The 26,486-nt window shown below is 62.9% G+C and carries 21 protein-coding genes, 1 tRNA gene and 1 pseudogene; 6 read left to right on the forward strand and 17 right to left on the reverse strand.

Translation table 11 applies throughout. From position 1 onward, the window contains the following. A pseudogene (locus AC630_RS45740) lies at positions 1 to 787 on the forward strand (hypothetical protein); the annotation flags it as partial. A gap of 87 nt (positions 788 to 874) precedes the next feature. On the opposite strand, the gene AC630_RS29920 reads toward AC630_RS45740, so the two are convergent. The 3 genes from AC630_RS29920 to AC630_RS29930 form a co-directional block, all read right to left on the reverse strand. Beyond that, positions 875 to 1,780, reverse strand: coding sequence for a hypothetical protein (locus tag AC630_RS29920; protein WP_074122074.1), 906 nt, complete (start codon positions 1,778 to 1,780; stop codon positions 875 to 877). 32 nt (positions 1,781 to 1,812) lie between these two features. Next, a complete protein-coding gene (locus AC630_RS29925; protein ID WP_143198429.1) occupies positions 1,813 to 2,313 on the reverse strand; it encodes a hypothetical protein in 501 nt (166 codons plus the stop codon). A gap of 98 nt (positions 2,314 to 2,411) precedes the next feature. Further along, the gene (locus AC630_RS29930; RefSeq protein ID WP_143198430.1) at positions 2,412 to 2,888 is read right to left on the reverse strand and encodes a hypothetical protein; all 477 of its coding nucleotides are present in this window, start codon (positions 2,886 to 2,888) and stop codon (positions 2,412 to 2,414) included. Between the two features lie 282 nt (positions 2,889 to 3,170). On the opposite strand from AC630_RS29930, the gene AC630_RS29935 reads away from it, so the two are divergent. Continuing rightward, a complete protein-coding gene (locus tag AC630_RS29935; protein ID WP_074122077.1) occupies positions 3,171 to 3,896 on the forward strand; it encodes a TIGR02391 family protein in 726 nt (241 codons plus the stop codon). 495 nt (positions 3,897 to 4,391) lie between these two features. Beyond that, positions 4,392 to 5,222 (forward strand): SDH family Clp fold serine proteinase, encoded by an 831-nt coding sequence (locus AC630_RS29940; protein ID WP_074122129.1) that lies wholly within the window; start codon positions 4,392 to 4,394, stop codon positions 5,220 to 5,222. Between the two features lie 21 nt (positions 5,223 to 5,243). On the opposite strand, the gene AC630_RS29945 is transcribed toward AC630_RS29940, so the two are convergent. The 12 genes from AC630_RS29945 to AC630_RS30000 form a co-directional block, all read right to left on the reverse strand. Then, entirely contained in the window at positions 5,244 to 5,522 is a 279-nt protein-coding gene (locus AC630_RS29945) for a DUF5334 family protein (RefSeq protein ID WP_208867063.1), read from the reverse strand. An 81-nt stretch (positions 5,523 to 5,603) separates the two neighbouring features. Continuing rightward, a tRNA-Arg gene (locus AC630_RS29950) sits at positions 5,604 to 5,680 on the reverse strand. Between the two features lie 58 nt (positions 5,681 to 5,738). Further along, positions 5,739 to 6,797, reverse strand: coding sequence for a sensor domain-containing diguanylate cyclase (locus AC630_RS29955; protein WP_074122079.1), 1,059 nt, complete (start codon positions 6,795 to 6,797; stop codon positions 5,739 to 5,741). A gap of 1 nt (position 6,798) precedes the next feature. Further along, a complete protein-coding gene (locus tag AC630_RS29960) occupies positions 6,799 to 9,909 on the reverse strand; it encodes a bifunctional diguanylate cyclase/phosphodiesterase (RefSeq protein ID WP_074122080.1) in 3,111 nt (1,036 codons plus the stop codon). A 183-nt stretch (positions 9,910 to 10,092) separates the two neighbouring features. Further along, the gene (locus AC630_RS29965; protein ID WP_208867064.1) at positions 10,093 to 11,178 is read right to left on the reverse strand and encodes a branched-chain amino acid ABC transporter permease; all 1,086 of its coding nucleotides are present in this window, start codon (positions 11,176 to 11,178) and stop codon (positions 10,093 to 10,095) included. Continuing rightward, positions 11,175 to 12,185, reverse strand: a complete 1,011-nt coding sequence (locus tag AC630_RS29970; RefSeq protein WP_074122082.1) for a branched-chain amino acid ABC transporter permease — start codon at positions 12,183 to 12,185, stop codon at positions 11,175 to 11,177. The genes AC630_RS29965 and AC630_RS29970 overlap by 4 nt, the downstream gene beginning before the upstream one ends. After that, a complete protein-coding gene (locus AC630_RS29975) occupies positions 12,182 to 12,904 on the reverse strand; it encodes an ABC transporter ATP-binding protein (RefSeq protein ID WP_074122083.1) in 723 nt (240 codons plus the stop codon). Before AC630_RS29975 ends, AC630_RS29970 begins: the two co-directional genes overlap by 4 nt. Continuing rightward, the gene (locus AC630_RS29980) at positions 12,901 to 13,665 is read right to left on the reverse strand and encodes an ABC transporter ATP-binding protein (protein ID WP_074122084.1); all 765 of its coding nucleotides are present in this window, start codon (positions 13,663 to 13,665) and stop codon (positions 12,901 to 12,903) included. Before AC630_RS29980 ends, AC630_RS29975 begins: the two co-directional genes overlap by 4 nt. A gap of 64 nt (positions 13,666 to 13,729) precedes the next feature. Beyond that, entirely contained in the window at positions 13,730 to 14,914 is a 1,185-nt protein-coding gene (locus tag AC630_RS29985; protein ID WP_074122130.1) for a substrate-binding domain-containing protein, read from the reverse strand. Positions 14,915 to 15,300: 386 nt separating this feature from the next. Further along, positions 15,301 to 16,743, reverse strand: coding sequence for a sigma-54 interaction domain-containing protein (locus tag AC630_RS29990; RefSeq protein WP_074122085.1), 1,443 nt, complete (start codon positions 16,741 to 16,743; stop codon positions 15,301 to 15,303). A gap of 324 nt (positions 16,744 to 17,067) precedes the next feature. Then, positions 17,068 to 18,804: a putative bifunctional diguanylate cyclase/phosphodiesterase gene (locus AC630_RS29995; RefSeq protein ID WP_074122086.1), complete on the reverse strand. Its 1,737-nt coding sequence runs from the start codon at positions 18,802 to 18,804 to the stop codon at positions 17,068 to 17,070. Positions 18,805 to 19,062: 258 nt separating this feature from the next. Further along, positions 19,063 to 20,028, reverse strand: a complete 966-nt coding sequence (locus AC630_RS30000; RefSeq protein WP_074122087.1) for a sensor histidine kinase — start codon at positions 20,026 to 20,028, stop codon at positions 19,063 to 19,065. 155 nt (positions 20,029 to 20,183) lie between these two features. On the opposite strand from AC630_RS30000, the gene AC630_RS30005 reads away from it, so the two are divergent. Continuing rightward, on the forward strand, positions 20,184 to 20,513 hold the full coding sequence (locus tag AC630_RS30005; protein ID WP_083636445.1) for an SDR family NAD(P)-dependent oxidoreductase: 330 nt from the start codon (positions 20,184 to 20,186) through the stop codon (positions 20,511 to 20,513). A gap of 305 nt (positions 20,514 to 20,818) precedes the next feature. On the opposite strand, the gene AC630_RS30010 is transcribed toward AC630_RS30005, so the two are convergent. Both AC630_RS30010 and AC630_RS30015 read right to left on the reverse strand, forming a co-directional pair. Continuing rightward, positions 20,819 to 22,195 (reverse strand): cytochrome P450, encoded by a 1,377-nt coding sequence (locus tag AC630_RS30010; protein WP_074122089.1) that lies wholly within the window; start codon positions 22,193 to 22,195, stop codon positions 20,819 to 20,821. Between the two features lie 94 nt (positions 22,196 to 22,289). Then, on the reverse strand, positions 22,290 to 23,528 hold the full coding sequence (locus tag AC630_RS30015) for an LLM class flavin-dependent oxidoreductase (protein WP_074122090.1): 1,239 nt from the start codon (positions 23,526 to 23,528) through the stop codon (positions 22,290 to 22,292). Positions 23,529 to 23,757: 229 nt separating this feature from the next. On the opposite strand from AC630_RS30015, the gene AC630_RS30020 reads away from it, so the two are divergent. Further along, positions 23,758 to 25,170 carry an MFS transporter gene (locus tag AC630_RS30020; protein ID WP_074122091.1) on the forward strand — a complete coding sequence of 471 codons (1,413 nt, stop codon included), beginning with the start codon at positions 23,758 to 23,760 and terminating at the stop codon, positions 25,168 to 25,170. 141 nt (positions 25,171 to 25,311) lie between these two features. Further along, positions 25,312 to 26,484 (forward strand): extracellular catalytic domain type 1 short-chain-length polyhydroxyalkanoate depolymerase, encoded by a 1,173-nt coding sequence (locus tag AC630_RS30025; protein ID WP_074122092.1) that lies wholly within the window; start codon positions 25,312 to 25,314, stop codon positions 26,482 to 26,484. Positions 26,485 to 26,486 lie beyond the last annotated feature (2 nt).

The following is a 26,486-nucleotide window of genomic DNA, read 5'->3' on the forward strand; positions in this document are numbered from 1 at the left end:
GCAGCAGGTATCCATTGAGCTTGATGATGCGCATGAGGCAGCATTCACCGCGCATGGTCATAGGCCTGCCGCGCTGATCCCTTGGCGGAACTACTCAGCAATAGGCGGCAGTGAAATTGAGGCAATGCGCGAGCGGCTTCTGACGGCAGGCGATGATACCCAGGTCGTTGAGAAGGAATACAAGTCGGCGCGAAAGCGATATCGCGCTGCCGTTCAGGCAGGCAGGGAATGGGATAAGCGCGCCGGCCTAGAGGCGCCTGCTCAGCGAGCAGACGATGCTCGTAATGAGTTTGCCACGTCCCAGAAAGCGCTCAAGGCGTCGTCACCAGCAACACTAGAAGAGGCATTGTCCTTGCTGGACGTAATACGAGAAGAGGTCGAGGAGTCCGGAAACATCGAAGCTTGGGGAGTTTCCGCACTGGCGAAAGCCAATGGCTTTCTACAAGCTGAACTTACGGCAGGCCTTAACCCGCCGAACTCCTACGAGCACAGTCAAATCCAATGCCAGCAAACACATGAACGAGAAGGATTTGCGCGAGCGTTCTGCAGCCTCGAATCGGACGTCTGCGACCTCACCCGGATGGCCAGGCTCGCCCAGCTGCAGGTGCATGAAGCAATTGGCGAGCTGAAATATGAAGACGGGACGTGTGTCGAAGCTCCGGACACAGAGAGCACGGAGCTTGCCACATTCGCGGTCGCCCTATTGACCGAAAAAGTGCGGGAGCTTGAACGAGAGTGGTACCGGCTTTTCAACGGAGCCGTGGCGGAGGGACGGAACACCAACTGATTTAGGTCGGCCCGCCGGTTCACGCTGGCGGGCGCTTGCCTCCGAAGCGACAGTGGCACCGCACCGGCGCCTGATCACAGCACCCGCCTACTCATCATCATCGTCAGAGCCTGCGTCGTACCATTCAAGTTCGCACACCACGCGCGCCTCTACCGATGTCTCCGCGCTGAAGTATTTTGCGTTCTCGACCAAGAGACGGCGCGCCGCCTCCTCCGCCAGCTTCTTTGAATTGCACCTCTCATGCACGAAGCTTTCGGTCTCCCCTGAACGCTTGGACCTATCCCAACGAATGACATCAATAGACGCATACCAAACGCCTGACCCGGTCCGGTGGCGTGTCAGAATTTCTCGGCGCCGGTCTGCTGCGCCCGCGATACCCAGCCAAATCGCATCGTTGAAATCTTTCGAGGCCCGTGACCGTGCTTCGAATGCCAACGCCTTTAAAGCCGCTTCGCCTAGATGGTCTAGCTTTCCATGAACACCAAAAATATGAGTTTCAATTTCGCGAACCGCATTACGCGCTTCAGAAGTCAAAGGTGGAGCATTGGGCTTGATCCCCCTAGCTTGAACCACCTTTGCGACCTCGGCTCTCTTCATTTTCCATAGATCAGCGGAAATCGCGTCGAGCTCATTTTTTGATAGCTCCCACCTGTGCTCTCGTTCCCATTTTTCACGTTTCAATCTTGGAGAGAGATCGACCACCGTCGACTTGATCCGCTTCGACCGCTCTAAGGCATCGAACGTTTCCATTGCCTCGAAGCCGCTGTTGACGAGAGACTCGTGAACTTTGCCGGCTGCATCAAAGTGCAGGTAGCTGCCATCCACTCTCGTAATTCGAGCCGGTTTGCCTTCCTCCAGCTCTACAATCACGTTTGCAATCTTCTGCCTGGTTCCAGCAAATTGCGGCATCGCATCGTATCCATGAACCAAACCGTCCATCACCCGGTGCGAGATACGTTGAAGGCCATCTTCGGCGAAGATGTAGAAGCGCATTGATGCTGTCATTGGGCCTCATGCAGGGGACGCTACTTCTTGGGATTGTTCTGGCGCCTACTCTTCTCTCTGACATCCTCTAGGCGCCGAATTTGCTCATAAAATAGATCTTCAGCTGCGCTATGCTGAGTTAATTGATCGACAAGTTCGGAGGCGACCATCCTTAGCCCGGCCTTGATGATTCCGGCGACGGCATCGTTCCTGGCATAGGTGCCGTCCGCCTCCCAGCGGCGCCTTGATGCCTCGTCAACGTCCTTAATCCACGGCCGATACTCGATTAGCGCCGCTCGACTGTCGAGGATCTGGTGAACGGTTTTCTGAGACGGGAGAGCGCCGTCGTAAGCATCGGCATAGGCTTTGATGGATGCAGACAACTTTTCAAGTTGCGGTAAAAGCTCCAGTGCCTTGCCTGAGCCGCTGGTCAATCGAAGGAAGTTCGCGGCAAATCTGCGAAGGTCACGGCTTAACTGGTCATGAGCCCGTTGCTTCTTGATATCCGCTTCGGACTGCTCGCTTACGACACGCAACACCATTGCCCGGCCCCCACAGGCCGCATGATTCCCCATTGCGGGCGCCGGAGCAACAGCAATGGGCGGCTCCCTCTGGAGCCGCGAAGGGCCGGTGGCGCATTTCATTTCTTCGACCCGGTCTTAGGAATCTCGATTGTCCGGTATGCCCCCGCCACCCTGGCCGATACGACCAAAGGGTGCTCGCCCCCGGCTTTCGCGATGGATTGCTGCATCGTAGATGCATCAACCGCTGAAATCGTAAGGGCCTTACGAGCGCTCAGGAGTTCACGATCGGCAAAAGTTACCCTGGCGAACTTGCCCAGACCCGCATCTCTCATCCTCTTTCCCGCTGAAGCCGTAATCATGGCGAGGGCCAGATTGCGATTATCACCGAGGACATTGAGATCCGAGAGACAGAGCAGGGAGCATTGATGGCCATCAGCAGTTACCGCGCAGCTCGCCTTTGTAAACCCGACGAGTGTCGCAAAATCGCTAGACACCTGCGATGCCACTCGCTTCCCGACGACTTCGTCGCAGTCGCCGAATGCCGGGACTATCGAAAGGATGGTAGCTACCACTGCAACGCCGGTTCGCTTCATCTGTCCTGTTTCCCCTTTGAGGCTGATGGTCTTCTCGGTGGTTTCGCCGTCCCGCCGGGCGAAAGTCGGTTGAAGAATGCGGGCGCGCTGCCGACCCCTTGTATGTCCTGCACGGCGCACAGCGGTTGGGACGAAAATGCCAGCGTCACTTCTTGCAATCTGTGATAGAGTTAGAGCCCATATTTAAGAGCAAGTCAAAGGAGGGGCTAGACGTGATGCTCCCCTGAAGATCGATTGGGGTTTGGATTCGGAATCGATCTTACTAGCAGATGAGGTTTTGTAGTGCCGAAGCTCTTTAATCATTCGTTCAAGTCAACTGAGCAATTGAACCGCGCCTCGCCCGAGCAAGTTGGCGTCGCAATCGTGCTTCACATGCAGGTCCAGCACGGGCGCTTCTCGCCGCACAACTTTCAAACTGAGATCAACCATTGGTTCGCCAATCAAGGTTCTCCGCCCTGGCTCATGCAGCGGATTTCGGAAGGCATGATGTGGGCGCAGCAGATGCTGCTCGCGGTGCCGGATTTAAGCCAGCCGTCGGCTGCACGGTATGTCCTCAGCAGGGCGGGGGCCGAATTTGAACCAGAGGCCGATCTTGAGAGACTTCAAATCGAACGGCTTCTTCCTGAGTTTCTATTGCATCCGGACGTGAGAGACGCTTCAGCGGAGATATTCAAGATCGGCCGCTACGATGCCGCGGTGTTCGAGGCGTTCAAACTAGTCGAGACCGAAATACGCGAAGCCGCAGGCTTGCCTGCAGAGGCGCATGGCATGCCGATGGTGGCCAAGGCGTTCAATGCAGAGAACGGACCGCTGATGCTCTCTTCCGACCCGGGTGGCGAACGTCAGGGTATGCAGCAGTTCATGGCCGGCGCCGTCAGCGTCTTCAAGAACCCGAGGAGCCACCGGAATGTTGATCTATCGGATCCGAAAGAGGCGGCAGAGATGTTGATAATCGCGAGTCACCTTTTGCGCATCGTCGGCAGCCGGCGGGCTCGCTCTGGCGCCTAGTTCCTTTGGCGGCAGCGAAGCGACCCTCTGAATGCCATGCGTCATAACGCCCCCCCCGAAAACGGTGGCACGCGCCAGGAGCGGTGGGCCACGGGCCTGCTCGCAAATTTATTTTTGGCGTCTTGGAGGGGCTGGGAAGACTCTGGAGAGGTTTCCTCCGATCGGCCTACCCATCGGTCCAGGGCCTGGCAAACGAATCCTGCCGTTCCTGAAGGCCAGCAAATAGCCACTTAATCCTTCACCATCGGACAGGAGACTCAGCCAAATTCCTAATGATCGGTTAATTTGACAACCTGCGGGAAGCTCTCCATTTTCCTGAGTCAGGGCCTGTCAAGGCCCATTTGGCCGGTTTGCGAGGTTTCTCAATGGCACAATATGACAGCCAGAATGAGCGGTTGGTGCGACTGGACAACCCGCTTGGACTCACTTTTGATACGCCCAAGTCGGAGCGTAATTTGCGCGGCTCGACGGTGTTCAGGGAGCCCGGTGCACACAATGACCAACGAAGCGACGACCGCGAAGGATCGGTTCCCACGCAGTCAGCTCATTCCTTCTCAATCTCCCAAGTTCTGGGTTAAGGAAAAGGACCGCTACCTTCGCCAGCTACTGATAGGCGATATACAGGGCGCTACCAAGCGCCCTATTTTTGTGTACTTCGCACAGCTCGACCAAATCATAAATCACACTGATCCTGATGATCTTGCTGAAATTCTTTCGGGGGTCGATGGTGATGAAGCAGATTTTTTCATTCAAACGCCCGGTGGCAATGTCGATGCCACTGAGAAGCTCATCGGCATACTCCGGCAGCGCTTGAAGTCCTGGCGAGTGATTGTGCCCAGCTGGGCCAAATCAGCAGGCACTGTGATCGCTCTTTCGTCCAACGAGATTATGCTCGGAATCAATTCCGAACTGGGGCCAATCGATCCGCAGTGGACCGCGAACGGGCTTAACATACCTTGCGAAATATTAGGCAAGGATCCTAGTCAGCCATTCCATATTCAACAGCTTGCGCAACTCGCAGTGAAACGGATGCGACAGCTCGCGACGACTTTGCTCGAGAAAGGAATGATGAAGGGTAAGACCGCGCAAGAAATCGAGGACGTCCTGAAGAAAATATCCACCGCGGACGGTTACATGTCCCATGGTGCGGTGATCGACTATGACGAAGCGCGGAGCCTGGGACTGTCTGTCAGCTTCCTTAAGCCGGATGACGAGCTGTGGAAGCAGCTTTGGCTGCTCTATTGTATGTATGACTATGATACCAAAGCAAACGGGATCGGTCGGATCATCGAAGGCACTAAATTTTCAATCTCTCGGCCAAAGTGAAAGAAATCTAGTGAGTTCAACTCAGTCGTCATCCATCTCTAGCGTGGTGCTTTCTCCGGTCTCGGTATCCGTAGCCTCGATCTCGACAGATCGGCCGTACCGTCGAATGCTGTCCACATCGTATTCCTTATAGCCGCGCTCGCTGTCGTACACCTCTATCGTCCGACCGGACCGAACAAGCTGGCCTCGCTCGATCTCGACACTGGTGCCGGTTGTCGTATTGGTCCCGTCCCATGCGAAAGCTTGCGTGCTTGCGATGGATACGGTCAGGTGTGCGAGCAATAGGGTTCGACGTACCACGAGTGCAATTCTCCTGCTTACCCGGTGCTTACCCGAAGGGTCGAGCCGGAAGCCAAAAGTCTCATAAATACTTGATTTTAATGGCGCACCCGACACGATTCGAACGTGTGACCTTTGCCTTCGGAGGGCAACGCTCTATCCAGCTGAGCTACGGGTGCAGCGAGGCTTCATTTAGCCGATTGGCGAGGGGCGGGCAACCGCTTCTCGCCGCGTCGATTAGGCCGATTTGCGGGCGGTGGGGCCGCCAGGACCTGGAACGCTCCCCTGTACGCCGTCCTGGGCGAGGCCGGCGAACTCGGCAAGCACCCGTTCGGCGCAGATGACGCGGTTGCGGCCGAGTCGTTTGGCCGCATAGAGCGCCTGGTCGGCCGATCCAAGCAGCCGGTCGGGGCCGCCGTCGGCATCGCCGGGGACCCGGCTGGCGACGCCGACGCTGAGGGTGACGTGGTCGCTGGCACCGTCCGCGCCATGAGCGATCCGCAAGGCCATGACGGCACAACGGATTTCCTCGGCGACGGCGCAGGCGGCATCGCAATCCATGTCCGGCAGGATTAGCGCGAATTCTTCTCCCCCATACCGGCTGGCGAGATCGAGCGGTCGCATGGCATGCCGGCTGACGACGGCGGCGAGCGCGCGCAGGCATTCGTCGCCGCTCTGGTGGCCGTGCCGGTCGTTGAACAGCTTGAAATGATCGACATCGACGAACAGCAGCGCCATCGGCTTTTGCGTCCGCTGGGCGCGGGCCCATTCCGTCATCAGCATCTGGTCGAAGGAGCGGCGGTTCGACAGGCCGGTCAACCCGTCCTTGGTGGCAAGCTCCTTCAGCGCCGTCTCGACACGCTTCTGGTCGGTGAGGTCGCGCAGCGTCTCCACCACGGCGATCAAATTGCCGGCCTCGTCGTGGATCGGGCCGGCGTCGATGGCGAGATAGAGCTGGCTGCCGAGCTTCGGCATCACGCACCAGTTCTCCGCGCTGAAGCCGAGCCCGTTATGACCGCGCGCCGCATATTCCGAATAGAATTCCGGAAGCTGCCCCGGCCGGTCGAGCGCGACGAGATCGGCGAGGCAAGGGCGCTTCGTCTCGTAGAAGGCCTGCCAGTGTTTCGTGGTGCCGATCACCTCCGAGGCGGCGACGCCGGTCAGCCGCTCGCAGGCTCTGTTCCAGATCACGACGCGGCGCCTGGGGTCGATCACGAAGGTCGGGACCACCAGATGCTGCATCAGCCGCACCGCATAGGAGTCCGCAACGTCGACGGCTTTGGCTGGCTTCGCCATCTCAGGCCACCGCTGCCACCGGCACGGCGTCGGCCGGGCCGAACAGTTTTCTCACCTCAGCGGCCGGCTTCGGCGCGCTGAACAGATAGCCCTGCATCTCCGTGCAGCCGAGCGTACGAAGCATCTCGCGCTGGGCCGCGGTCTCGACGCCCTCGGCGACGGTGGTCATGTTGCTGGCGGCCGCGATATTCACCACCGCCTGAACGATGACGGGCGCCCCGCTCGTCTCCGCGATGTCGGCAACGAAGCAGCGGTCGATCTTGATCTTGTCGAATGGGAAGCGCTTCAGATAGCTGAGCGAGGAGTAGCCGGTGCCGAAATCGTCGAGCGCGATGCGCACGCCGATCGCGCGGAGCTGGTGCAGGATCGAGAGCGCGGCCTCGTCGTCGCGGATCAGCACGGCCTCGGTGATCTCGATCTCGAGCCGGCGCGGATCGAGCCCGGAGGCGGCGAGCGCGCTGGCGATCCTGAGCGCGAGCGTGTCGCATTTGAGCTGCACCGGCGAGACGTTGACGGCAACCCGTACGTGAGCCGGCCAGGTCGCGGCCTCGTTGCAGGCCGTGCGCAGCACCCAGTCGCCGAGCTCGTTGATCAGGCCGGTATCCTCGGCAACCGGAATGAACTCCGCCGGCGACACCATGCCGCGCTCGGGATGGCGCCAGCGCAGCAGCGCTTCGCAGCCGGAGACCTCGTTGGTGCGCAGATCGACCAGCGGCTGGTAGTGAATCTCGAAGTCGCCATACGCCAGGGCCTGACGCAGGTCCTGCTCCATGGTCAGGCGCGCCCTGGCGCTCGCATCCATGGCCGGTTCGAAGAAGCGGTGGGTGCGGCGACCTTCCGCCTTGGCGCCGTACATCGCGAGGTCGGCGTTCTTGATGAGCTGGTCGAGATCGGTGCCGTCCTGCGGCGCCAGCGCGATCCCGATGCTCGCGTCGGTGGAGAGCTGATGGCCGAGGCAGCGATAGGGCCGGCGGATCGCCTCATAGATGCGCGTCACGAATGACAGCACGTCGGAGGCGGAGTCGATCCCGGTCTGGATCACCGCGAATTCGTCGGCGCCGAGCCGCGCGATCAGATCGCCCCGCTTGAGGCAGCTGCGGAGGCGCCCGGCGATCGCCTTCAAGAGTTCGTCGCCGACGTGATGGCCGAGTGAATCGTTGATGCCCTTGAACTCGTCGACGTCGATATAGAGCAGCGCGAACTGTCCGCCGCCGGCGACCTTGGCCAGCTCGCGTTCGATCTGTTCACGGAACAGCGTGCGGTTCGGCAGGTCGGTCAGCGCGTCGTAATGCGCCATGTGTTCGATCTTTTCGTCGGTCTTTCTCTGTTCTGTGACGTCCTCGATCACGTTAATGATGTAGCGCGGCTCGCCGGCCCTGTCGCGGATGCCGATGCGCTTCGATATAGTATGCCGCTGGCCATCGCTCCGCGTCTTCCAGGACTGTTCGTTCAGCCACAGCCGATCGGGCGACTGCAGCAGGGCGTCATCATCGCGCGTGACGATGTCGGCGTCCGATTCCGGCAGAATATCGGCCGCGGTCTTGCCGACGATCGTGTCACCCGATTTCTCGAACGTCTCCTCGGCAATCCGGTTGACCAGCAGATATCGCCGCGTCTGGGCGTCCTTCACGGTGATCTGGGAGGGGATGTGATCGATGATCTCGCGGAGGAACGTGTAGTTGCGATCGCGCTCCTGCTCCAGATTGCGCCGCTCAGTGATTTCCTCGATCGTGGCGACCCAGCCTCCCTGCGGGAGCGGGGTGTTTATGACCTGGAAGGCACGCCCGTTGGGCAGTTCATGGATCCTGGTGGAGACCTTGCCCTCGCCGACGATTCGCATGACTTTGGCGCAAAGCACCTCGACGTCGCCATTGAATACTCCGCGTTCCTTGCGGTGGTGCATGGCGTCTCGGATGTGGCAGCCGGGCTTGATGACGTCCGTGGACAGGCCGAACATGTCGACATAGCGGCGGTTACACGTGACGATGTATCCAGCGGAGTCGTACAGGATCAATCCCTGCGACATGTTGTTCAGGGCGGTGTCGAGCCGCAGCCTCTCCGCTTCCAGCCGCTCCTGGGCGTCGCGGTTTTGCCGGCTGATCTGGCGAATGATGAGAAACAGAGTGAGCGCGATGACCGCGGCCGAGAGCGCTGCCGTGGTCACCATGAAGCCGGTCTGCTGCCGCCAGTCCGCGAGCGCGGCCGACATGGTGTTGGTCGCGACGATGACCAGCGGGAAATGCGTCAGCGACGCAGCCGAGCCCAGCCGCTCTTCGCCGTCCACGGGGCTCTTGACGCGAAGCGTGTGCTGGCCGCCGCGGCTCAGCACTTTCCGCATCAAGGGCGCGTTCTTGTAGCTCCTTCCGATCAGGCCTTCGACATGCGGGTAGCGGGCCAGCATCTTGCCTTCGCGATCGAACAGCGAGATCGCCGCGCCGTCGGCGAGCGCAACGGAAGCGAAATAGCGCTGGTAGCTGTCGGGATCGATGCGCCGGACCATCGCGCCGACGAAGGTGCCGTCCGGCAGGCTCAGCCGCCGCGCGACGACCGTGGTCCATTTGTCGATCAGGTAGCTGTGCACGGATTCCAGCTGCACCGGCTCCGACATCGGATTCGATTTGAAGGTCTGGAAATAGGCGCGCGATGAAACGTTGATCTTGGGCAGCGGCTGCGACCGCGACCAGTTGATGAGCTCGCCGTCGGCATCGTAGATCGCGATGTCACCGAGGTGGGACACGGCGCTGACCTCGCCCCGCAGCATCTCGTTTGCGGCGGACCCCGACATCCGCTCACGGAACATTGCAGGCGAGGCGATCTCAGGCAGGTTCATCCGCCCGATCAGGTCGGCAGCGTTGACGTCGGAATCCTCGAACTGCTGATCGAAATGCCGCGCGATCAGCTGGACCGTGTTTTCCAGCTCGCGCTCGCGATTTGTCAGCGTACGCTCGCGGAATTCGCCGACGGCCATGGCGGTCACGGCGAAGATGCCGGCCACCAGCAACGCGCCGGACACGGTCAGCCACAGCACGGGGCCGCGCCGCATGGCAGCGTCCCAGCCGCTCTTCGCGGCCAGGACCATCGTATCTGCCATCCCCGAAAAAACCCGGCGCATTCCCACTCCCTGAGGGAGCAGAAATACTACGGACAGATGGCCCAAAGCTTAGGAAAGCCGGTTACTTACGGCTTAAGCCGGTTGCGCATTTGTACGGATATCCAGCAACGCGGGAATCGTCGCGCCTCGCGCCACGGTTGCACCGCGTTCGCCCAAGCGCTGCGATTCATCGTCAATGGCGGCTTAATGCGAGGCGCCCGCGCTCTTGTCGCCGCCGCCATTGCGCAGCCGTCCGACCACGCCGGTCGGGAAGAAATAAACGCTGGCGATGAAGAGCAGACCGAGCCAGAGCAGCCAGCGGTCGGGATGCAACAGCCCCGGCAGCAGCGGCAGGCCGGCTTCCGACGCCGCCTTGGAGGCGACGCCCATCAGCGATTGCAGGTAGTTCTGGGCGAGGATGAAGATGGTGGCGCCGATGATCGCGCCGTAGATCGTGCCCATGCCGCCGATCACGACCATCAGCAGGATGTCCAGCATGATGGAGAAGCTGAGTGAGGTGTCGGGGCCGGCATAGCGCAGCCACAGCGCGTTCAGGATGCCGGCGCTGGCGGCGACCAGTGCGGCGAGGCAGTTGGCGTAGGTCAAATGGAAGACGGTGCGGAAGCCGAGCGCCTCGGCGCGGAATCGGTTCTCGCGGATTGCCTGCAGCACGCGCCCGAATGGCGAGTTCACCACGCGCAACAGAGCGAGGATCATCAGGGCCGAGATGGTGAACACCAGGTAGAAAGTCAGGATCCGGCCGTTGATCTCGAAGCCGAACAGGTTCCTGGAGATCAGCACGGTGCCGGGCCGGAGCAGCTCGGGCAGCTGAAAGCTGCGCCCGTCCTCGCCGCCGGTCAGCCACGAGAGCTGCGAGGCAAGTACCTGGAAGGCGGAGGCGACCGCGAGCGTGATCATGGCAAAGAAGATCGCGGCCACCCGCAACGAAAACAGGCCGATCGCGAGCGCGAGCAGAGCCGCGAGCGGCAGGCCGACCACGATGCCGGTTGCGACTGCGGCCCAATTCGGACCCATCCCGTACAGCGCGATCGCGATCGCGTAGCTGCCGATGCCGTAGAACATGGTGTGCGCGAACGACACCGAACCGGTGTAGCCGAGCAGGAGATCGTAGGAGGCGACCAGCGCGGCGAAGACGCAGATCTTGGCCGCGACGTTCAACGCCTTGGCGCCCGGGAACAGGAACGGCGTCGCCGCCAGCGCCAGGATGATGAGGACGAGAACGAGCGTGAGGACGCGGCTCTTCGGCGGATCGCCTGACAGGATCATCATCGGCTGGTCACCGCATAGAGGCCGCGCGGCCGCCACATCAGAATGGCGACCATCAGCAGGATGTTGGAGACGAGGGCGAGCTTCGGCACCAGGAAGCCGCCGTAATTGGCGACCATTGCCACCAGGATCGCGCCGATGAAGCAGCCGCCGATCGAGCCGAGGCCGCCGATGATGACGACGATGAAGATCAGCACGGTGAGATCGTCGCTCATGGAGGCGTGGACCTGCTCGCGGTAGAGCGCCCACATCACGCCGCCGAGCCCGGCCAGCGCCGATCCCGTCATGAACACGCCAAGGAACAGGCGGCGGATGCGGTAGCCGAGCGCCTCGACCATCTCGCGATTCTCGACGCCGGCGCGGATCAGAAGGCCGAGTTTGGTGCGGTTGAGCACGAGCTGGATCGCGATGAAGACGGCGAGGCCAATCAGCATCGCCAGCACGCGGTATTTGGCGATCGCGACGTCGCCGAGGATGAAGGAGCCGCGCAGCGATGCGGGCAGCGGCATCGGGATGATCTGCGGCCCCCACAGCGCATAGAGCGTCTGCTCGGCGACGATCAGGCCACCGGTGGTCATCAGGATCTGCTTCAGGTGCTGGCCGTAGACGGGCAGGATCAGCACGCGCTCGACGATCAGGCCGAGCGCGCCGGACACGGCCATCGACAGCAGCGCGGCGGGCGCCAGCACCGCAAGGCTCACCCACAGCGAATCGGCCTGCACCGACGCCGCGAACGGTGCCAGCACCAGCGTCGCGACATAGGCGCCGACGGCGATGAAGGCGCCATGGCCGAAATTGAGCACGTCCATCAGGCCGAACACCAGCGTCAGGCCGGAGGCCATGATGAAGATCATCATGCCCATGGCGAGGCTCGCGGCGGTCAGGGTCAGCCAGGAGCTGGTCGAGCCGATCAGCGGGATCATGAGAAGTGCGAGCGCGATCGGCAGCAGGATCGGCGCGATGTCGCGCTTCGGCTTCGGTAGCGGATCGGTTGCGGCGAGTTCAGTCACTGATGCGCCTCCAGGCTCAGGCCCAGCAGCCGTTCCTGCAGCGGCACGTCGACGGCCAGCGCCGCCATCTCGCCGCGATGGACGATGGTGCCGTTGTCCATGACCAGCACGCTGTCGCCGAGCTCGCGGGCGGCAAAGAAATTCTGTTCGACCAGGAGGATCGTCGCGCCCTTGCGCTTGATCTCCTTCAGGCACTCGATCAGCGCCATCACGATGGCGGGCGCCAGACCCTTGGTCGGCTCGTCGATCAGCAGCAGCTTGCGCGGTTCGATGATCGCGCGCGCGATCGAGAGCATCTGTTTCTGCCCGCCCGAGAGGCTTCCCGCGCGCGAGAGCCAGAACCGGCGCAGCGCCGGGAAGAAACCGAAGATCCAGTCGAGCTGGGTGTCGTCGAGCGGCCCGTCGCGGGCCGCCAGCACGAGATTCTCCTTCACCGTGAGGTCGGAAAACACCGCCATGCTCTCGGGCACATAGCCGACGCCGAGCCGCGCGATATCGGGCGTGGCGCGGCTCTCGATACGCTCGCCGGCGAGGCTGATCTCGCCGCTGGAAGCCTGCCACAGGCCCATGATGGTGCGCAGCGTCGTGGTCTTGCCGGCGCCGTTGCGGCCGAGCAGCATCGTGGTCTGTCCCTGCGGGACCGCGAGGTCGATGCCCTGGAGGATGTGGTAGCGGCCGATATGGGTGTGCACGCCGGAGAGTTTGAGCAGGTCGGTCATGCTGCACTCTTTGGAGCAACGCCGAGATAGGCTTCCTGCACGATCGGCGAGGCGATCACCTCCGCTGGCGGGCCGTCGGCGACGAGCTGGCCGTTATGCAGCACGATGATGCGGTCGGCGAGCGAGCGGACCACGTCCATCTTGTGCTCGACCAGCAGGATGATCTTGCTCTTGTCCTGCTTGAGCTGCGCGATCAGGTTGAGGACAACAGGCACCTCGTCGATGCTCATGCCGGCGGTCGGCTCGTCGAACATGAACACTTTCGGCTCGAGCGCGATCATCAGCGCCACCTCGAGCTTGCGCTGGTCGCCATGCGACAGCGCGGTCGCGGCGACGCCGCGGCGGCCGCCGAGCGCGACCTGGTCGAGGATGGCATCGGCGCGCGCGATCAGGTCGCGGCGGACCATCCAGGGCCGCAGCATGTCGTAATGGGTGCCGTTCGCCGCCTGCACCGCGAGGCGGACGTTCTCTTCGACCGTCAGGTTCGGGAACAGGTTGGTGAGCTGGAAGGCACGGCCGAGGCCGGCGCGGGTGCGCAGCGGCGCGGAATGCTGGGTGATATCGGTGTCGTCGAACAGGATGCTGCCGCTCGATGCGCGCAACTGGCCCGAGATCAGGTTGAAATAGGTGGTCTTGCCGGCGCCGTTCGGCCCGACGATGGCGGTGAGCTCGCCCGGGCGGAAGCTGCAGGTGACGTTGTTGACCGCGACATGGCCGCCGAAGCGGATGGTGAGGTCGCGGGTCTCTAACGTCAGGGCCATCGGGATAACTCTGGAATTAAGGAAGGATCCTCTCCCCGCGCATGCGGGGAGAGGAGATCTGTTATCAGCGCTTGTTGCGGACCGGAACGTTCATGTCCTCGATCTTCAGCTCGCGCACCGGCTCGAGCACGGCCCAGGCAACGTTCGGATCGACCTTGACCTTGAAGTGATACATGCTCTGGAGCGCCTGATGGTCTTCCTTGCGGAACACCATCTTGCCCTTCGGCGTGTCGAACTCCAGGCCTTCCATCGCTGATATCAGCTTCTCGGTGTCGGTCGACTTCGCCTTGGTGACGGCGGCGACGACGGACATCGCGGCGGCAAAACCACCCGCGGTAAAGAAGTCCGGCGGCGCGTTGAAGCGCTTCTGGTGCTCGGCGACGAGCCAGTCGTTCACCGGGTTCTTCGGGATGTCGTAGTAATAATAGGTCGCGCCTTCCATGCCGGGCAGGCTCTTATAAGCGGCCAGGGCCGGGAGGATGTTGCCGCCGGTCGAGAGCTCGATGCCGTAGCGCTTGGGGTCCATGTCCTGGAGCTTGGCCAGCGGATTGCCGGCGCCAGCCCAGATCACCCAGATCACCTTGCGGCCCGGCTTGTCCTTCAGCGCGTCGAACAGGCGCTGGCCGACGGCGGTGAAGTCGGTGGTGTTGGTCGGGGCGTATTCCTCGGCGGCGAGCGTCGCGCCGGTCTTGGCGAGCGCCTCCTTGAAGGCGGCGACGCCGTCGCGGCCGAAAGCATAATCCTGCGCCAGTGTCGCGACGGTAACGCCCGGCTTGCCGATCGCGACCGCGTTCGAGATCGCGTCCTGCGACGAATTGCGCGCGGTGCGGAAGATGTAGCGATTCCACTTCTCGCCGGTAATCTGGTCCGCAACCGCGGGCTCGACGATCAGGATCTTCTTGTTCTCCTCGGCGACGGGGAGGATGGCGAGCGCCGCGGCCGACGAAGTCGTGCCGATCGCGATATCCGCCTTGTCGTCCTGATAGGCTTCCGCGAGCGCGGCCTTGGCGAGGTCCGGCTTACCCTGGTCGTCCTTGGTGATGATGACGATCTTGCGGCCGTCGAGCATCATGGTGCCCTTGGTAGCGTATTCGAAGCCCATCTGCAGGCCGGTTTCGGTCTGCTTGGCATAGGCCTCGAGCGGGCCGGTCTTGCCGTAGATCAGCGCGACCTTGAGGTCGTCGGCTCGCGCGGAGCTGCTCGCCGCCAAGCCGAGGATGGCTGCTGTGAGAATGAGCGATCGACGCACGGTGGTTCCTCCCTGAATGAAATGCCTTGGCCACAGCGATTTGCACAACGGTGCAAACATTGCAATTCCACCTTACGGCGGAGCTTGCGTGAGGCGCATGTGACAGTCTGTTAACGTGCGCGTGCCGGATCGTCGCAAGCCGCGACCAATTCGCGTTAACGATGTCCCGAAATCATCCGCGGCGTTCGAACTGGCGAAGCCACGATCCCACGTCTTGCATCAGCCCATGCGTTTCCTCGGTACGGCCCAGAGCAAGCCTCGCGCCAGATGCGGAGCTTCGTGCCGGAATGGCTGAAAATGCGGCAGATTGTCCGCTGATACCGCGGGCAAGGGCCGAAATCGTGGTGTCAGGAGTCTGAGACGTCAGACAGGCGCCGTCTCGAAATTCAGACAGGCGGCGATCCCGACGCCAGACCGAACTTGGCGAGCTTCTTGTAGAAGGTCGCGCGCGAGATGCGGAGCATGCGCGCGGCCTCCGAGATCTGGCCGTTGCTGGCGGCCAGCGCATGTTCGAGCGTCTGTTTCTCGAATTCGGCCTCGGCTTCGGCATAGGGGACGACCGACCCGGTCATCCGCGGCGCCGGCACTGAACCGGCATCCGCATTGACCGGCAGGATATGAACGAAATCGTCGCCGGTCAGGCGCCCGGAATCGCTCAGGATCAGCGCGCGCTCGAGAATGTTGCGGAGCTCGCGGACGTTGCCGGGCCAGTCGTAGCGCGCGAGTGCCGCCAGTCCGCTCGGCGTGATCTTCGCGTTGACGAAGTCGCCGGAGACGCTGATGTCCTCGATCAGCCGCGCGCAGATGTCAGGCAGATCGTCCTGGCATTTGCGCAAGGGTGGCAGGTCGATCGAGAGCACGTTGAGGCGGTAGTAGAGATCGGCGCGGAAGGCGCCCTCGCTGACACGCCTGCGCAGATCGACATTGGTCGCGGCGATAACGCGCACGTCGACCTTGGTGATCTTGTCCGAGCCGAGCGGCTCGATCTCGCGCTCCTGCAATACGCGCAGGAGCTTGGCCTGCAGTTGCAGCGGCATCTCGCCGATCTCGTCGAGGAACAGTGTGCCGCCGTCGGCGATCCGGAATTTCCCCTCGCGTCCCCTGCGGTCCGCGCCGGTATAGGCGCCCGGCGCCGTGCCGAAGAATTCGGACTCGATCAGCGTCTCCGGGATCGCCGCGACATTGACGCTGACGAACGGCTTTTCCGCGCGTGAGGATGCGTTGTGGATCGCCTGCGCCAGCAGCTCCTTGCCGGTGCCGGTCTCGCCGGTGAGGAGCACGGTCACGCTCTGCCGCGCGGCGCGTTTTGCAAACTCCTTGGCCTGCGCGATCGCCGGTGTCGTGCCGACGAAATCGGCGAGAGTGAAGCGCGCCGCGCGCGCGTTGGACAATTGCCGACGTGCCAGCCGCAGATCGCTCTCGAGCTGGGTGACGCGGGCGAGCAGGGGTTTCAGGCTTTCGAGATGGTCATAGAGAACGAAGCCGATCGCGCCGATCACCTGTCGGTTCTCGTCCTCGATCGGCATCCGCGTGACCACGAGCTGCTCGCCGCCGAGTTCCATGATGTCGAGCAGGATCGGCTCGCCGGTCTCGGCCACATTCCGCATCAGGCTGTTCGGGATGATTTCCTCGATCGGCCGGCCGATCCCATCAGTGGTGTGCTTGAGGCCGAGCGAGGCCAGGTACTTCTCGTTGACGTAGATGACCCGCCCGCCGCGATCGATCGCGATCGCGCCCTCGCAGAGATGCTCCAGCCGCTCGAACAGCGTCACCATCGCCCGCGCGCGGACATAGGCGGGATTACTGACGTCGGAGGAAGAGACGGACATGACATACCCCAGGGAGTCCGCCTGGTTATTACCAAAAGGGCAGCAATTTCAAAGGGGAGAATTGGTCGTTTGGGTGCGGCCCATTCTCGATTGTCGTCCCGGACAAGTGCAGCTCTTGGCAACGCGTTGCGTTGTCCAGGGCGGAGCACAGATCCGGGACCCCCGCGCGAGCGCTTGCGCTCGTCGTGATCCACAGGAAGTGATTTGGCGAAGACTCGGAGTGGGAGCCTCGCGCCGCAACTGCTTCCTGGGGGTATGGGTCCCGGGATCGCGCGTCGCGCGCCCCGGGACGACAGCGGTTCTTGTTGCGCCGCTGTCGCGCCTCTACCGCCGATACCCGCTCGCCCGTGAATAGCCCTGCCTGTTCTGCTGCATCGGGCGGCTCGCGACGCTGGCGCGCGCTTCGCTGGAGGCTGGCGTCGCGAGCTTCAGCTCCTCCAGGAAGATCGGGCGGGCGAAGTAATAACCCTGCGCGTAGCGGATCTTGGTCGCGGCCTGGAGATAGGTGAGTTCTTCGTGGGATTCGATGCCCTCGGCAATCACGGTCATGCCGAGCGCTTCGCTCAAGGACTCGATGGCGCGCAGGATGCCCTGGCTGCGCGGGCGCTTATGGATGTCGGTGATGAAGGAGCGGTCGATCTTGATCTCGTCGGCGGTGATGTCGGCAAGCGCCGAGAGCGAGGAATAGCCGGTGCCGAAATCGTCGATGGAGATGCCGACGCCGAGCTTGCGGAACATCGGCAGGATCTCGGCCTGGAAGTGATTCTTGGCGACGAAGGCGTCTTCCGTCACCTCGATCATGAAGCGCCCGGGAAAGCCGGTGTCGTCCAGCGCCCGCGCAAAGCTGCGCATGAACTCGGGATTGCCGGCCTGCTTGGCGGCGACGTTGATGCTGATGGTCGCGTCCGCGCCAAACGTCTCGTTGATGAGATCGATCGATTTGACGATCTCGGCGAGCACGAGATGGGTAAGTTCGTCGATCAGCCCGAGCTCGCTGGCGAGGTTGATGAACGAGCCCGGCGCCTGGATCACGCCCTCGTCGTCGCGCAGGCGCACCAATGCCTCGATGCCCCTTACCGCCTGGGTGCGGATGTCGACCTTGGACTGGAAAGCGCAGCAGAAACGCTTCTCCAGGATGGCGAGCCGCAGCGACTGCTCGATCTTCATGCGCGCGAGCGCCTCGCGCTCCATGCTGGAATCGAAGAAGGCGGCCGATCCCTTGCCGTCGTTCTTGATGCGGTACATCGCGATGTCCGCGTTCTGCCGCAGCGTCTCGAAGCTGCGGCCGTGGTCGGGATAGAGGCTGACGCCGACCGAGGTGGAGGCGAAGACTTCCGAATTGTCGATGAAGAACGGCGCCGTCAGCCGCTCCAGCGTCGACTTCATGAATTCGGCGACTTCCTCCTGGCTCTGGATCGGCGACAGCAGCAGCAGGAATTCGTCGCCCGAGATGCGCGACAGCATATCGGTGTCGCGCAAGTCGCGCCCGAGCCGCTTCGACAGCTCGACCAGCAGTGCGTCGCCGACCGCATGGCCGTAATAGTCGTTGATGTGCTTGAAATTGTCGACGTCGAGAAAGGCGAGCGCGAAACGATCGCCGGCGCGAGGGCGCGCCAAGAGGCTGTTGGCGCGATGTTCGATCACGCGCCGCGAGGGCAGTCCGGTCAGCTCGTCGAAATAGGCCGAGCGGAACAGCTGGTCCTCGAAATTCTTCTGTTCGGAGATGTCGGAGGAGGCCGAGATCAGGAGATCGCGGCCGGCGAGGCGAACGGGGCGATGGGTGGTGAGCAGCACCTGGCGTGCGGCGCCGTCGTGAAGGGCTTCCTCGGCAACAACAGGTTGTCCGGCGCTCAGCGCGCGCTGGCAGGCTTCCCGGCGCTGCGCGAGATCGGGCGAGGGACGGCTGCCGTCCATGCCGAGCTGAGCGGCCGCGGCATCGTTAACGAGGAGAAGCTTGCCATGGGCGTCCTGCACGGTCAGGCCGGCAGGCAGCATTCTAACGATTTCCTTGAGGAATCCGAGTTCGGCTTCGCTCGCGCCGAAATATGCATTGTCGTTCATAGAAGTCATGAATCTTGTTGTTTCAGCGCGCCTTTGCAATGGACGCGATGTTGCGCAGTTCCCTCTTAGGTTTGGTTAAGGGGGACGCAGAAATACGGTGGTGTTTTGTACGAAACTTGCGGCGATGCGACGCGCGCTGCCGATCGTCATTAACAGAGAGTCAATAGCGCTTGTGAAAGCGCGTGCGGAGCGCGTGGTCCGCTTTCGTTTGCAAGCCGGCTATCCGCTCTAGCTAGCCGCTGGTCCTAGCCGCTGGTCCTAGCCGCTCTTGGGGATGCGACATTGCATGATGCAATGCAGCCCGGTCTTGAGATACGAGATCTCGCTCTTGCCGTCGAAGGCCGACAATGCCGATTTCAGCAGCTTGGTGCCGAAGCCGGGCTCGGAGACCTTGTCGATGCTCGGACCCTCGGTTTCATCCCAGGTGACGGTGAGACGGTCGTCGTTGACGGTCCATGACACCTGCAACAGTCCGCGCGGCGCGGAGAACGCGCCATATTTGCCGGCGTTGGTGGCGAGCTCGTGAAACATCAGCGACAGCGTCACCGCAAGCTTCGACGGCAGAAACAGCCGCTCGCCATTGAGGGTGAATCGGACGTGGCCGTAGGGCCCGAGCTCTGCGATCAGGAGATCGCGGATGTCGCAGCCTGCCCTGTCGATCCGGGAGATCAGGTCGTCGGCCGTGGCCAGCGACCGCAGCCGCGGATCGATCCGGGCCCAGACCTCCGGCTGGTCGTGCAGCACCTGGTGCAGCACGGCGTGCACGGTCGACAGCTTGTTCTTCAGCCGGTGCTGGAGCTCGGCGACCAGGAGCTTGCGATAGTCTTCCTCCTCGATCAGGCGCTTGGAAATCCGGCGCTGCTCCGTCAGCATCGAGCGATAATGCTCGACGCCCCAGATGGTGAGTGCCGAGACGCCCCAATACATCGCCAGCAGGGCGAACCGGGCGCGATCGGCAGAAGCATCGCCAAAATTCAGGACAACGCCGAGCGCGCCGCCGATCAGCGCGGTGATGACGCCGATCCGCAGGCCGCCGAACGTGGCGGCAAAGAGCACGGCAGGGAAATAGGGTGTGAAGTAGATGTCGGGCCGCACATGCGAGAGACCCCAGCGCGCCAGCGTCGCGAGCAGCAGACAGGCCGCGGCAAAGGCAATGCTCAGGCCGAGCGATGGCGGCGCCACGCCCTGCCAGCCCTTGCGGAATTCATCGGTCAGCTTCGCCATGCGCTGCCCAGTCGCGATACGCGTTCGAAAATCGAGCGGCAGGTGAGAATGTTACGCGTGCCGGCCGCACAAGCATAGCTTGCCTTGGCGCAAGCGGGCAGAGATAGTGACCTTTCCGGCAACGGCACCGGCCGGTGTTCGCCATTTGGCATCAAATCGTTCGAAAACAGAAACATTCAACGGGCAGGCTGGACGACAAGGTTGCAGTGATCACGGGGGCGACGAGCGGCATCGGATTGCGTACCGCGGAAGTCTTCGTTGCCGAAGGTGCCAAAATTGTGATCGCAGGCCGGCGTATGCCGGAGGGCGAGGCGCTGGCGAAGCAGCTCGGCGCATTCAACGTGCGCGTCAATTCGATCTCGCCCGGCGCGATCGCGACCGGCGTTGATCTCGTCATCGACGGCGCCGTCACAGGCGGCCGCAACTGGAGCCAGCAGCAGCAGGGCTGCGTGGCCTTGCGCAAGGCGTTCGATCAGGGGACGTAGCTGCGAGGAGGAATGCCGTAGGGTGGGCAAAGGCGCGCTCTTCGCGCGCCGTGCCCACCATCAGTGCTCAAACGTGGAGAGGCATGGTGGGCACGCGGAGCCTGTCATCGGGCGCGCATTCGCGCGACCCGTTGGCTTTGCCCACCCTACGAGTTCTGCGATCGTCGGATAGGGAAGTCTCGTGCCCCGGACGCAGTGCGGCGCGAAGTGCCGCGCTGCAGAGCCGGGTCCCACATTGCCGACGTCACGCTCGGTGAAATTTCTGGGTCCCGGCTCGCGCTTCGCGCGTCCGGGACACGAGACGTTCACACCGCCTTCACCACCACCCGCAGCCCGTCCCGGGGCTTCGGGATCGGCCACATCTGCCAGTCCGGCTTGTAGCCCGGCTCCAGCGATACCTCGATGTTCTGCAGGAAGTGCCGGGCGAAGCATTTCGCCTGCATGTAGGCGAAGTGCAGGCCGAGGCACATATGCGCACCGCCCCCGAACGGCACCCAGGCGAAGCGATGACGGTTGCGCTGGGCCTCCTCGGTGAAGCGCAGCGGATCGAAGCGATCCGGCTCCGGCCAGATGTCCTTCATGCGATGCGTGTAGAGCGGATTGACACCGATCGGGGTTCCGGCAGGAATGGTATATCCCTTGAAGGTGAACTCGCGCATGGCATAGCGCGGTAGCGATGGCACAGGCGGCCTGATCCGGAGCGCCTCCTTGAACGCCATTTCCGACAGCTGCATTTTTTCGAGATCGTCGAAGCCCGTTGGGGCATCGGCGGAAAGTCCGAGCGCCAGAACCTCTTCGCGCAACCTCTGCTGCCAATCGGGGTGCGAGGCCAGCTCGCCGATGAAGGATGTGAGGGATGAAGTCAGCGTGTCGTGCGCGGCCATCATAAGGAAGCTCATGTGGTCGATGATGTCCTGCTCGGAGAGCAGCGCGCCATCCTCATGGGTCGCGTGGCAGAGCTGCGAGAACAGATCCTCGCCGCCGTCCCTGGCGCGGCGGAGCGGAATCTGTTCGCGAAAATAGGCGACGACGCGCTTTCGTCCGGCCACGCCGCGCGCCATCTGCGTGCCCGGCAACGGACGGCGGATCGGAGCGATCGAGGCCGCCACCATGTCGGCAAAGGCCCGGTTGATCTCGTCGACCTCCGGGCCGATATCGGTGCCGAGGAATGACGTTGCGGCGAGGTCGAGCGTGAGCTGCTTCATCGCCGGATAAAGCTGCATCACGCCGGGTCTCGCCTTCCACTGCGCGATCCGTGCCGCAATGCCCTTGTCGAGCTCGCCGAGATAGGACTTCATCGGCCCGGACTTGAAGGCGACCGACAGCGCCTTGCGGTGCAGGCGGTGCTCGTCGAAATCGAGCAGCATCAGGCCGCGCGGGAACAACAATTCGAGCACATGGTTCCAGCCATGGGTCGAAGAGAACAGCTTTTGCTGGTCGAACAACACGAGCTCGTTGGCCTCGGGTCCAAGCAGCACCACGTTGGTTTGGCCGAAGGAGTGGGTACGATAGACGGGCCCGTATTTCGCGGCGCACGCCTCGACGTAGCCCTTGGGGTCGGCCAGCACCTGGAACGTCTTGCCGATGATCGGCCAGCCTTCGTCGCCGGGAATGTGCGTCAACTGGTTACGCCTCGGCGGCGCGAAGGGGATCTCGGGAGAGGCCACGCTTTGCATCGACATGCTGCTAGCTCCGATTTACTCGCAGGGGCAGCATAGCACAGTCCAGACCGAACAACGTGCCGTTGTGCCCCTGCGGGTTCGCAGCCGCGCCGGTCTATCCCAGCCGTTTCGCTGCCGCATTCAGATCCGGCGCGTTGACGGCGGGGATGGCGACGCGGCCGGCGCCGGTCACCTTCAGCGCCTCGGCGGCCTTCTCGTTCTCCATGATCTTGGCCATCACGGCTTGCCCTGCGCGCTCGAAGATCGCGCGGTTCTCGATCACGAATTTTTGCGACCTGCGCAGGCCGTCGATATAGCCGTTGATCTCCGGCACGACGTAGCGCGCCACCATGTCCCAGCTCCGGCGCGTGGCTTCCGGATTGGCCCAGTCGTGCACGAAGCCGATGACGGCGCCGACGCCGCCGGACACCTGCATCACGTTCTTGATGGTTTTGACGAGGTCGTCGGGCGTGCCAATGGTGGACGCGGCGCCCTCGACGAAGGCGGTCTTGTCCACGGCCTCGTCGGGCGAGGAGAATGCGGTCAGGCCCGGCCGCTGCAGCGTGCCGACATTGTATTCGTTGTGCCAGCGCATCAGCCCGGCGCCGGCCTCCTTGCGTGCCTGCTCGCGGGTCTCGGCGATGTGAAAGGTCAGCAGCACGCGCCAGTCAGCACGGTTGACCTTGGTGCCGTGCTTCCTGGCGGCGTCCTCGGCGAACTGCCATTGCTGCTGCAGCGACATCAGCCCCTGCGTCGTCATCGAGCCCAGCGAGATGATGCCGATGCCGTATTTGCCGGCGAGCGTCATGCCGGAGGGCGAGATCTGCGAGGCCACCACGAACGGCATCTCCTCCTGCAACGGCAGGATCTGCAGCGCGGCATCGTTCATGGTGAACCAGTCGCTCTTCGCGGTGACACGCTCGCCGTTGAAGAGGCGGCGGATCACACCGATCGCCTCGTCCTGGCGGTCGCGCTGGGTCATCGGATCGATGCCGAGCGTATGCGCGTCCGAGGCAAGCGCGCCGGGACCGGAGCCGAAGATGGCGCGGCCGCCGGTCATGTGGTCGAGCTGCACCATGCGCTGGGCGACGTTGTAGGGGTGATGATAGGGCAGCGACACCACGCCGGTGCCGAGCTTGATGCGCTTGGTGCGCTCGCCGGCCGCCGCCAGGAACATCTCGGGCGAGGCGATCATCTCCCAGCCGGAGGAATGATGCTCGCCGCACCAGAACTCGTCATAGCCGAGCGCATCGAGCTGCTCGACGAGGTCGAGATCGCGCCGGAACTGGAGCATCGGATGCTCCCCGATCGGGTGATGCGGGGCAAGGAAGGCTCCGAACTTCAGGCGCGCCATAGCGTTCTCTCCAGCTTGATTTTCTGCTTGTTGATGACGCGAGGCTACGTCCCTGATGGCACGAACGCAATCGCGCGATGTCCCGCGCAGCGGAATGCAGGCATGCGTTCATCGTCTCCCGCTGCCCGCAGGGCAATCGCATCTGCGGTCCTACCTCGGAGGTAATCGTGCGAATGCTGCCGATCTGAGAGTTTGAAGCGCGAGAAACGTTCCGAAGGTCCGCGCGCCGATGCATCAAACCGTCACAAAGCAGATCGATACGTCGCGCCGCTGGTGGGCGCTGGCGATCGTCGCGGCCGCCCAATTCATGTTCGGCGTCGACGCCTTCGTGGTCAACGTCGCCATTCCCACCATTGCCGTCGATCTGCACGCGACCCCGGCGCAGATCGAATCCGTCATCGCGATCTACCTGATCGCCTATGCCACGCTGGTTGTCACTGGCGGGCGGCTCGGGGACATCCACGGCACGAAGAACGTGTTCCTGGCCGGCGTGCTCGGCTTCACCCTGACGTCGCTGTGGTGCGGGCTGGCGCAATCCGGCGCGGAGCTGATCATCGCGCGGCTGGCGCAAGGCGCGACCGCGGCGCTGATGGTTCCGCAAGTCTTGGCGACGCTGCATCTGCTCTTCACCGACGACTCCCGCAGCCGCGCCTTCGCCATCTACGGGATCGTCCTCGGGCTTGCGGGTGCGGCAGGCTTCCTGCTCGGCGGTCTCCTGATCACGATCGATCTCGCGGGCACCGGCTGGCGTTCGGTGTTCTTCGTCAACGTTCCCTGCGGTCTCGTCATCGCCGGCGCAGCGTGGCGGATCATGCCGTCGGTGCCGCGCCGGGCCGGCACCCGGCTCGACATCAAGGGCAGCGTGGTCCTGTTCGCTGGACTTTTGTGCCTGATCGGGCCGCTGCTGTTCGGTCACGATGCCGGCTGGGCGCCGTGGCTGTGGGCCGTGATGACGATCGGCGGCGTGATACTCGCCGCATTCCCAAAGCTCGAACATGCGGTCGCGCGCGCCGGTGGCATGCCGCTGATCGATCTGACGCTGCTGGCGGATGCCGTCTTCCTGCGCGGCCTTGGCGCGGCGTTCTTCTTCTTCGTCGCCAATCTCTCGTTCTATCTGGTCATGACGCTGTTCATGCAGCGAGGCCTCAAGATCCCGCCGCTCGCAGCAGGTCTGGCCTTCATTCCGCTCGCGCTTGCCTTCGTCGCGGCGTCGCGCCACAGCGGCGCGCGGGCACGGCATCGTGGAACCAAGGTGTTGATCGAAGGCTGCATGATGCAGATCGCGGGCCTTGCGGTGCTTGCGCTTGTTGCCGGCTATTCCGATGCGCCGACTCCAATCCTGCTTGCGCTCACCATGATCATCTTCGGCTACGGTCAGGGATTGGTGATGGCGCCGCTCTCCGGTGCGGTGCTCTCGACCGTGAAGCCCGTCGCGGCGGGTTCAGCCTCCGGCATGTACGGCACCATGGCGCAGATCGGAAATGCGGCCGGAGTGGCCGCAATCGGCGCGGTGTTCTTCGCGGTCGAAGCGCTGCAATCGGCGCGCGCAGGTTTCCTTGTTTCGCTTGCGCTGTTTGCGGCGTTAATCATGGTCTGTGCCGCATTCCTGACGTGGATGCGCCGTGCATCTGCACGAAGTTGAGGCATTGCGGATACTACGTGCGGAATCCTACGGATTTTCGCGCGATTCCCGCGTGATTGACAGCACACGGGCTTTTTTATTTTGCACTGCAGCAACTATTTGGTTTGGGTGAACGTTGAACGTCCCCTGCCAGGAGTTGCCGTGTCGCTCGCTAGAAATGTCGATCGCTTGAGAAGTCTGCCAAAGGTGGATGGTCTGCGCGTTGCCCGGCTCGGCCGCGGCGCGGATGCGTCCAGTCCGTTGGAAGAGGTCACGGGCTTCGGCGACAATCCCGGAAGTCTGCGCATGCTGGCGTTCGTGCCGGCGCAATTGCAGAAGCCGCGCGCGCTCGTCGTCGTGCTGCACGGCTGCGGCCAGACCGCAGCAAGCTACGATCTCGGCGCGGGGTGGTCGACGCTCGCGCGGCACTATGGCTTCGCGCTGCTGATGCCCGAGCAGCGGCGCATCAACAACGGCAACACCTGCTTCAACTGGTTCAATCCGGAGGACACTGCGCGGGACAGCGGTGAGGCGTGTTCGATCCGCGAGATGATCGCGCACATGGTGGAAGCGCACCGCATCGATCCCAGGCGCATCTTCATCACCGGCCTGTCCGCCGGCGGCGGCATGACGTCGGTGATGCTCGCGACCTATCCGGAAGTATTTGCGGCCGGCGCGGTCATCGCCGGATTGCCCTATGGCATTGCCTCGAACCTGCGCGAAGCGCTGGACGGCATGTTCCATTCGCCGGCCCGGTCCGCGCGCGAACTCAGCGATCTCGTGCGCAACGCCTCGCACCATCGCGGGCCCTGGCCGAAGATCTCCGTGTGGCACGGCAGCGCCGACCGCACCGTCAATCCCGGCAATGCCAACGAGATCGTCAAGCAGTGGCTCGACCTGCACGATCTGCCGGCCACGCCGATGGCGGAGACCAATGTCGACGGTTATCCGCGCCAAGCCTGGTGGAACAAGGACGGCGAGACGATGGTCGAGTCCTATGCCATCACCGGCATGGCGCATGGCACGCCGCTCGGCCTTGCCGCCAACGATCAGCGCTATGGCGTGGAAGGCGCGTTCCTGATCGAGGCCGGCATCTCCTCGTCCTATCACATCGCAAAGTTCTTCGGCCTGACCGGATGGATTCCGGACGCGGCAAAGAAGAAGGTGGATGCGAAGTCGTCGAAGCCGGCGCTGACGCCCGCGCCGCATCTTGCCCGCTCGATCCGCGCCGCGGTCGCCGAGCAGCCGGCCGAGCCGAAGCACGAGGAGGCTCGCGGATTCGATCTCGGCCAGATCATCACGCGGGCGCTGACCGCCGCGGGCTTGATGAAGTAGCT

The organism is Bradyrhizobium sp. AS23.2 (genome assembly GCF_001908185.1).
Lineage (GTDB): Bacteria > Pseudomonadota > Alphaproteobacteria > Rhizobiales > Xanthobacteraceae > Bradyrhizobium.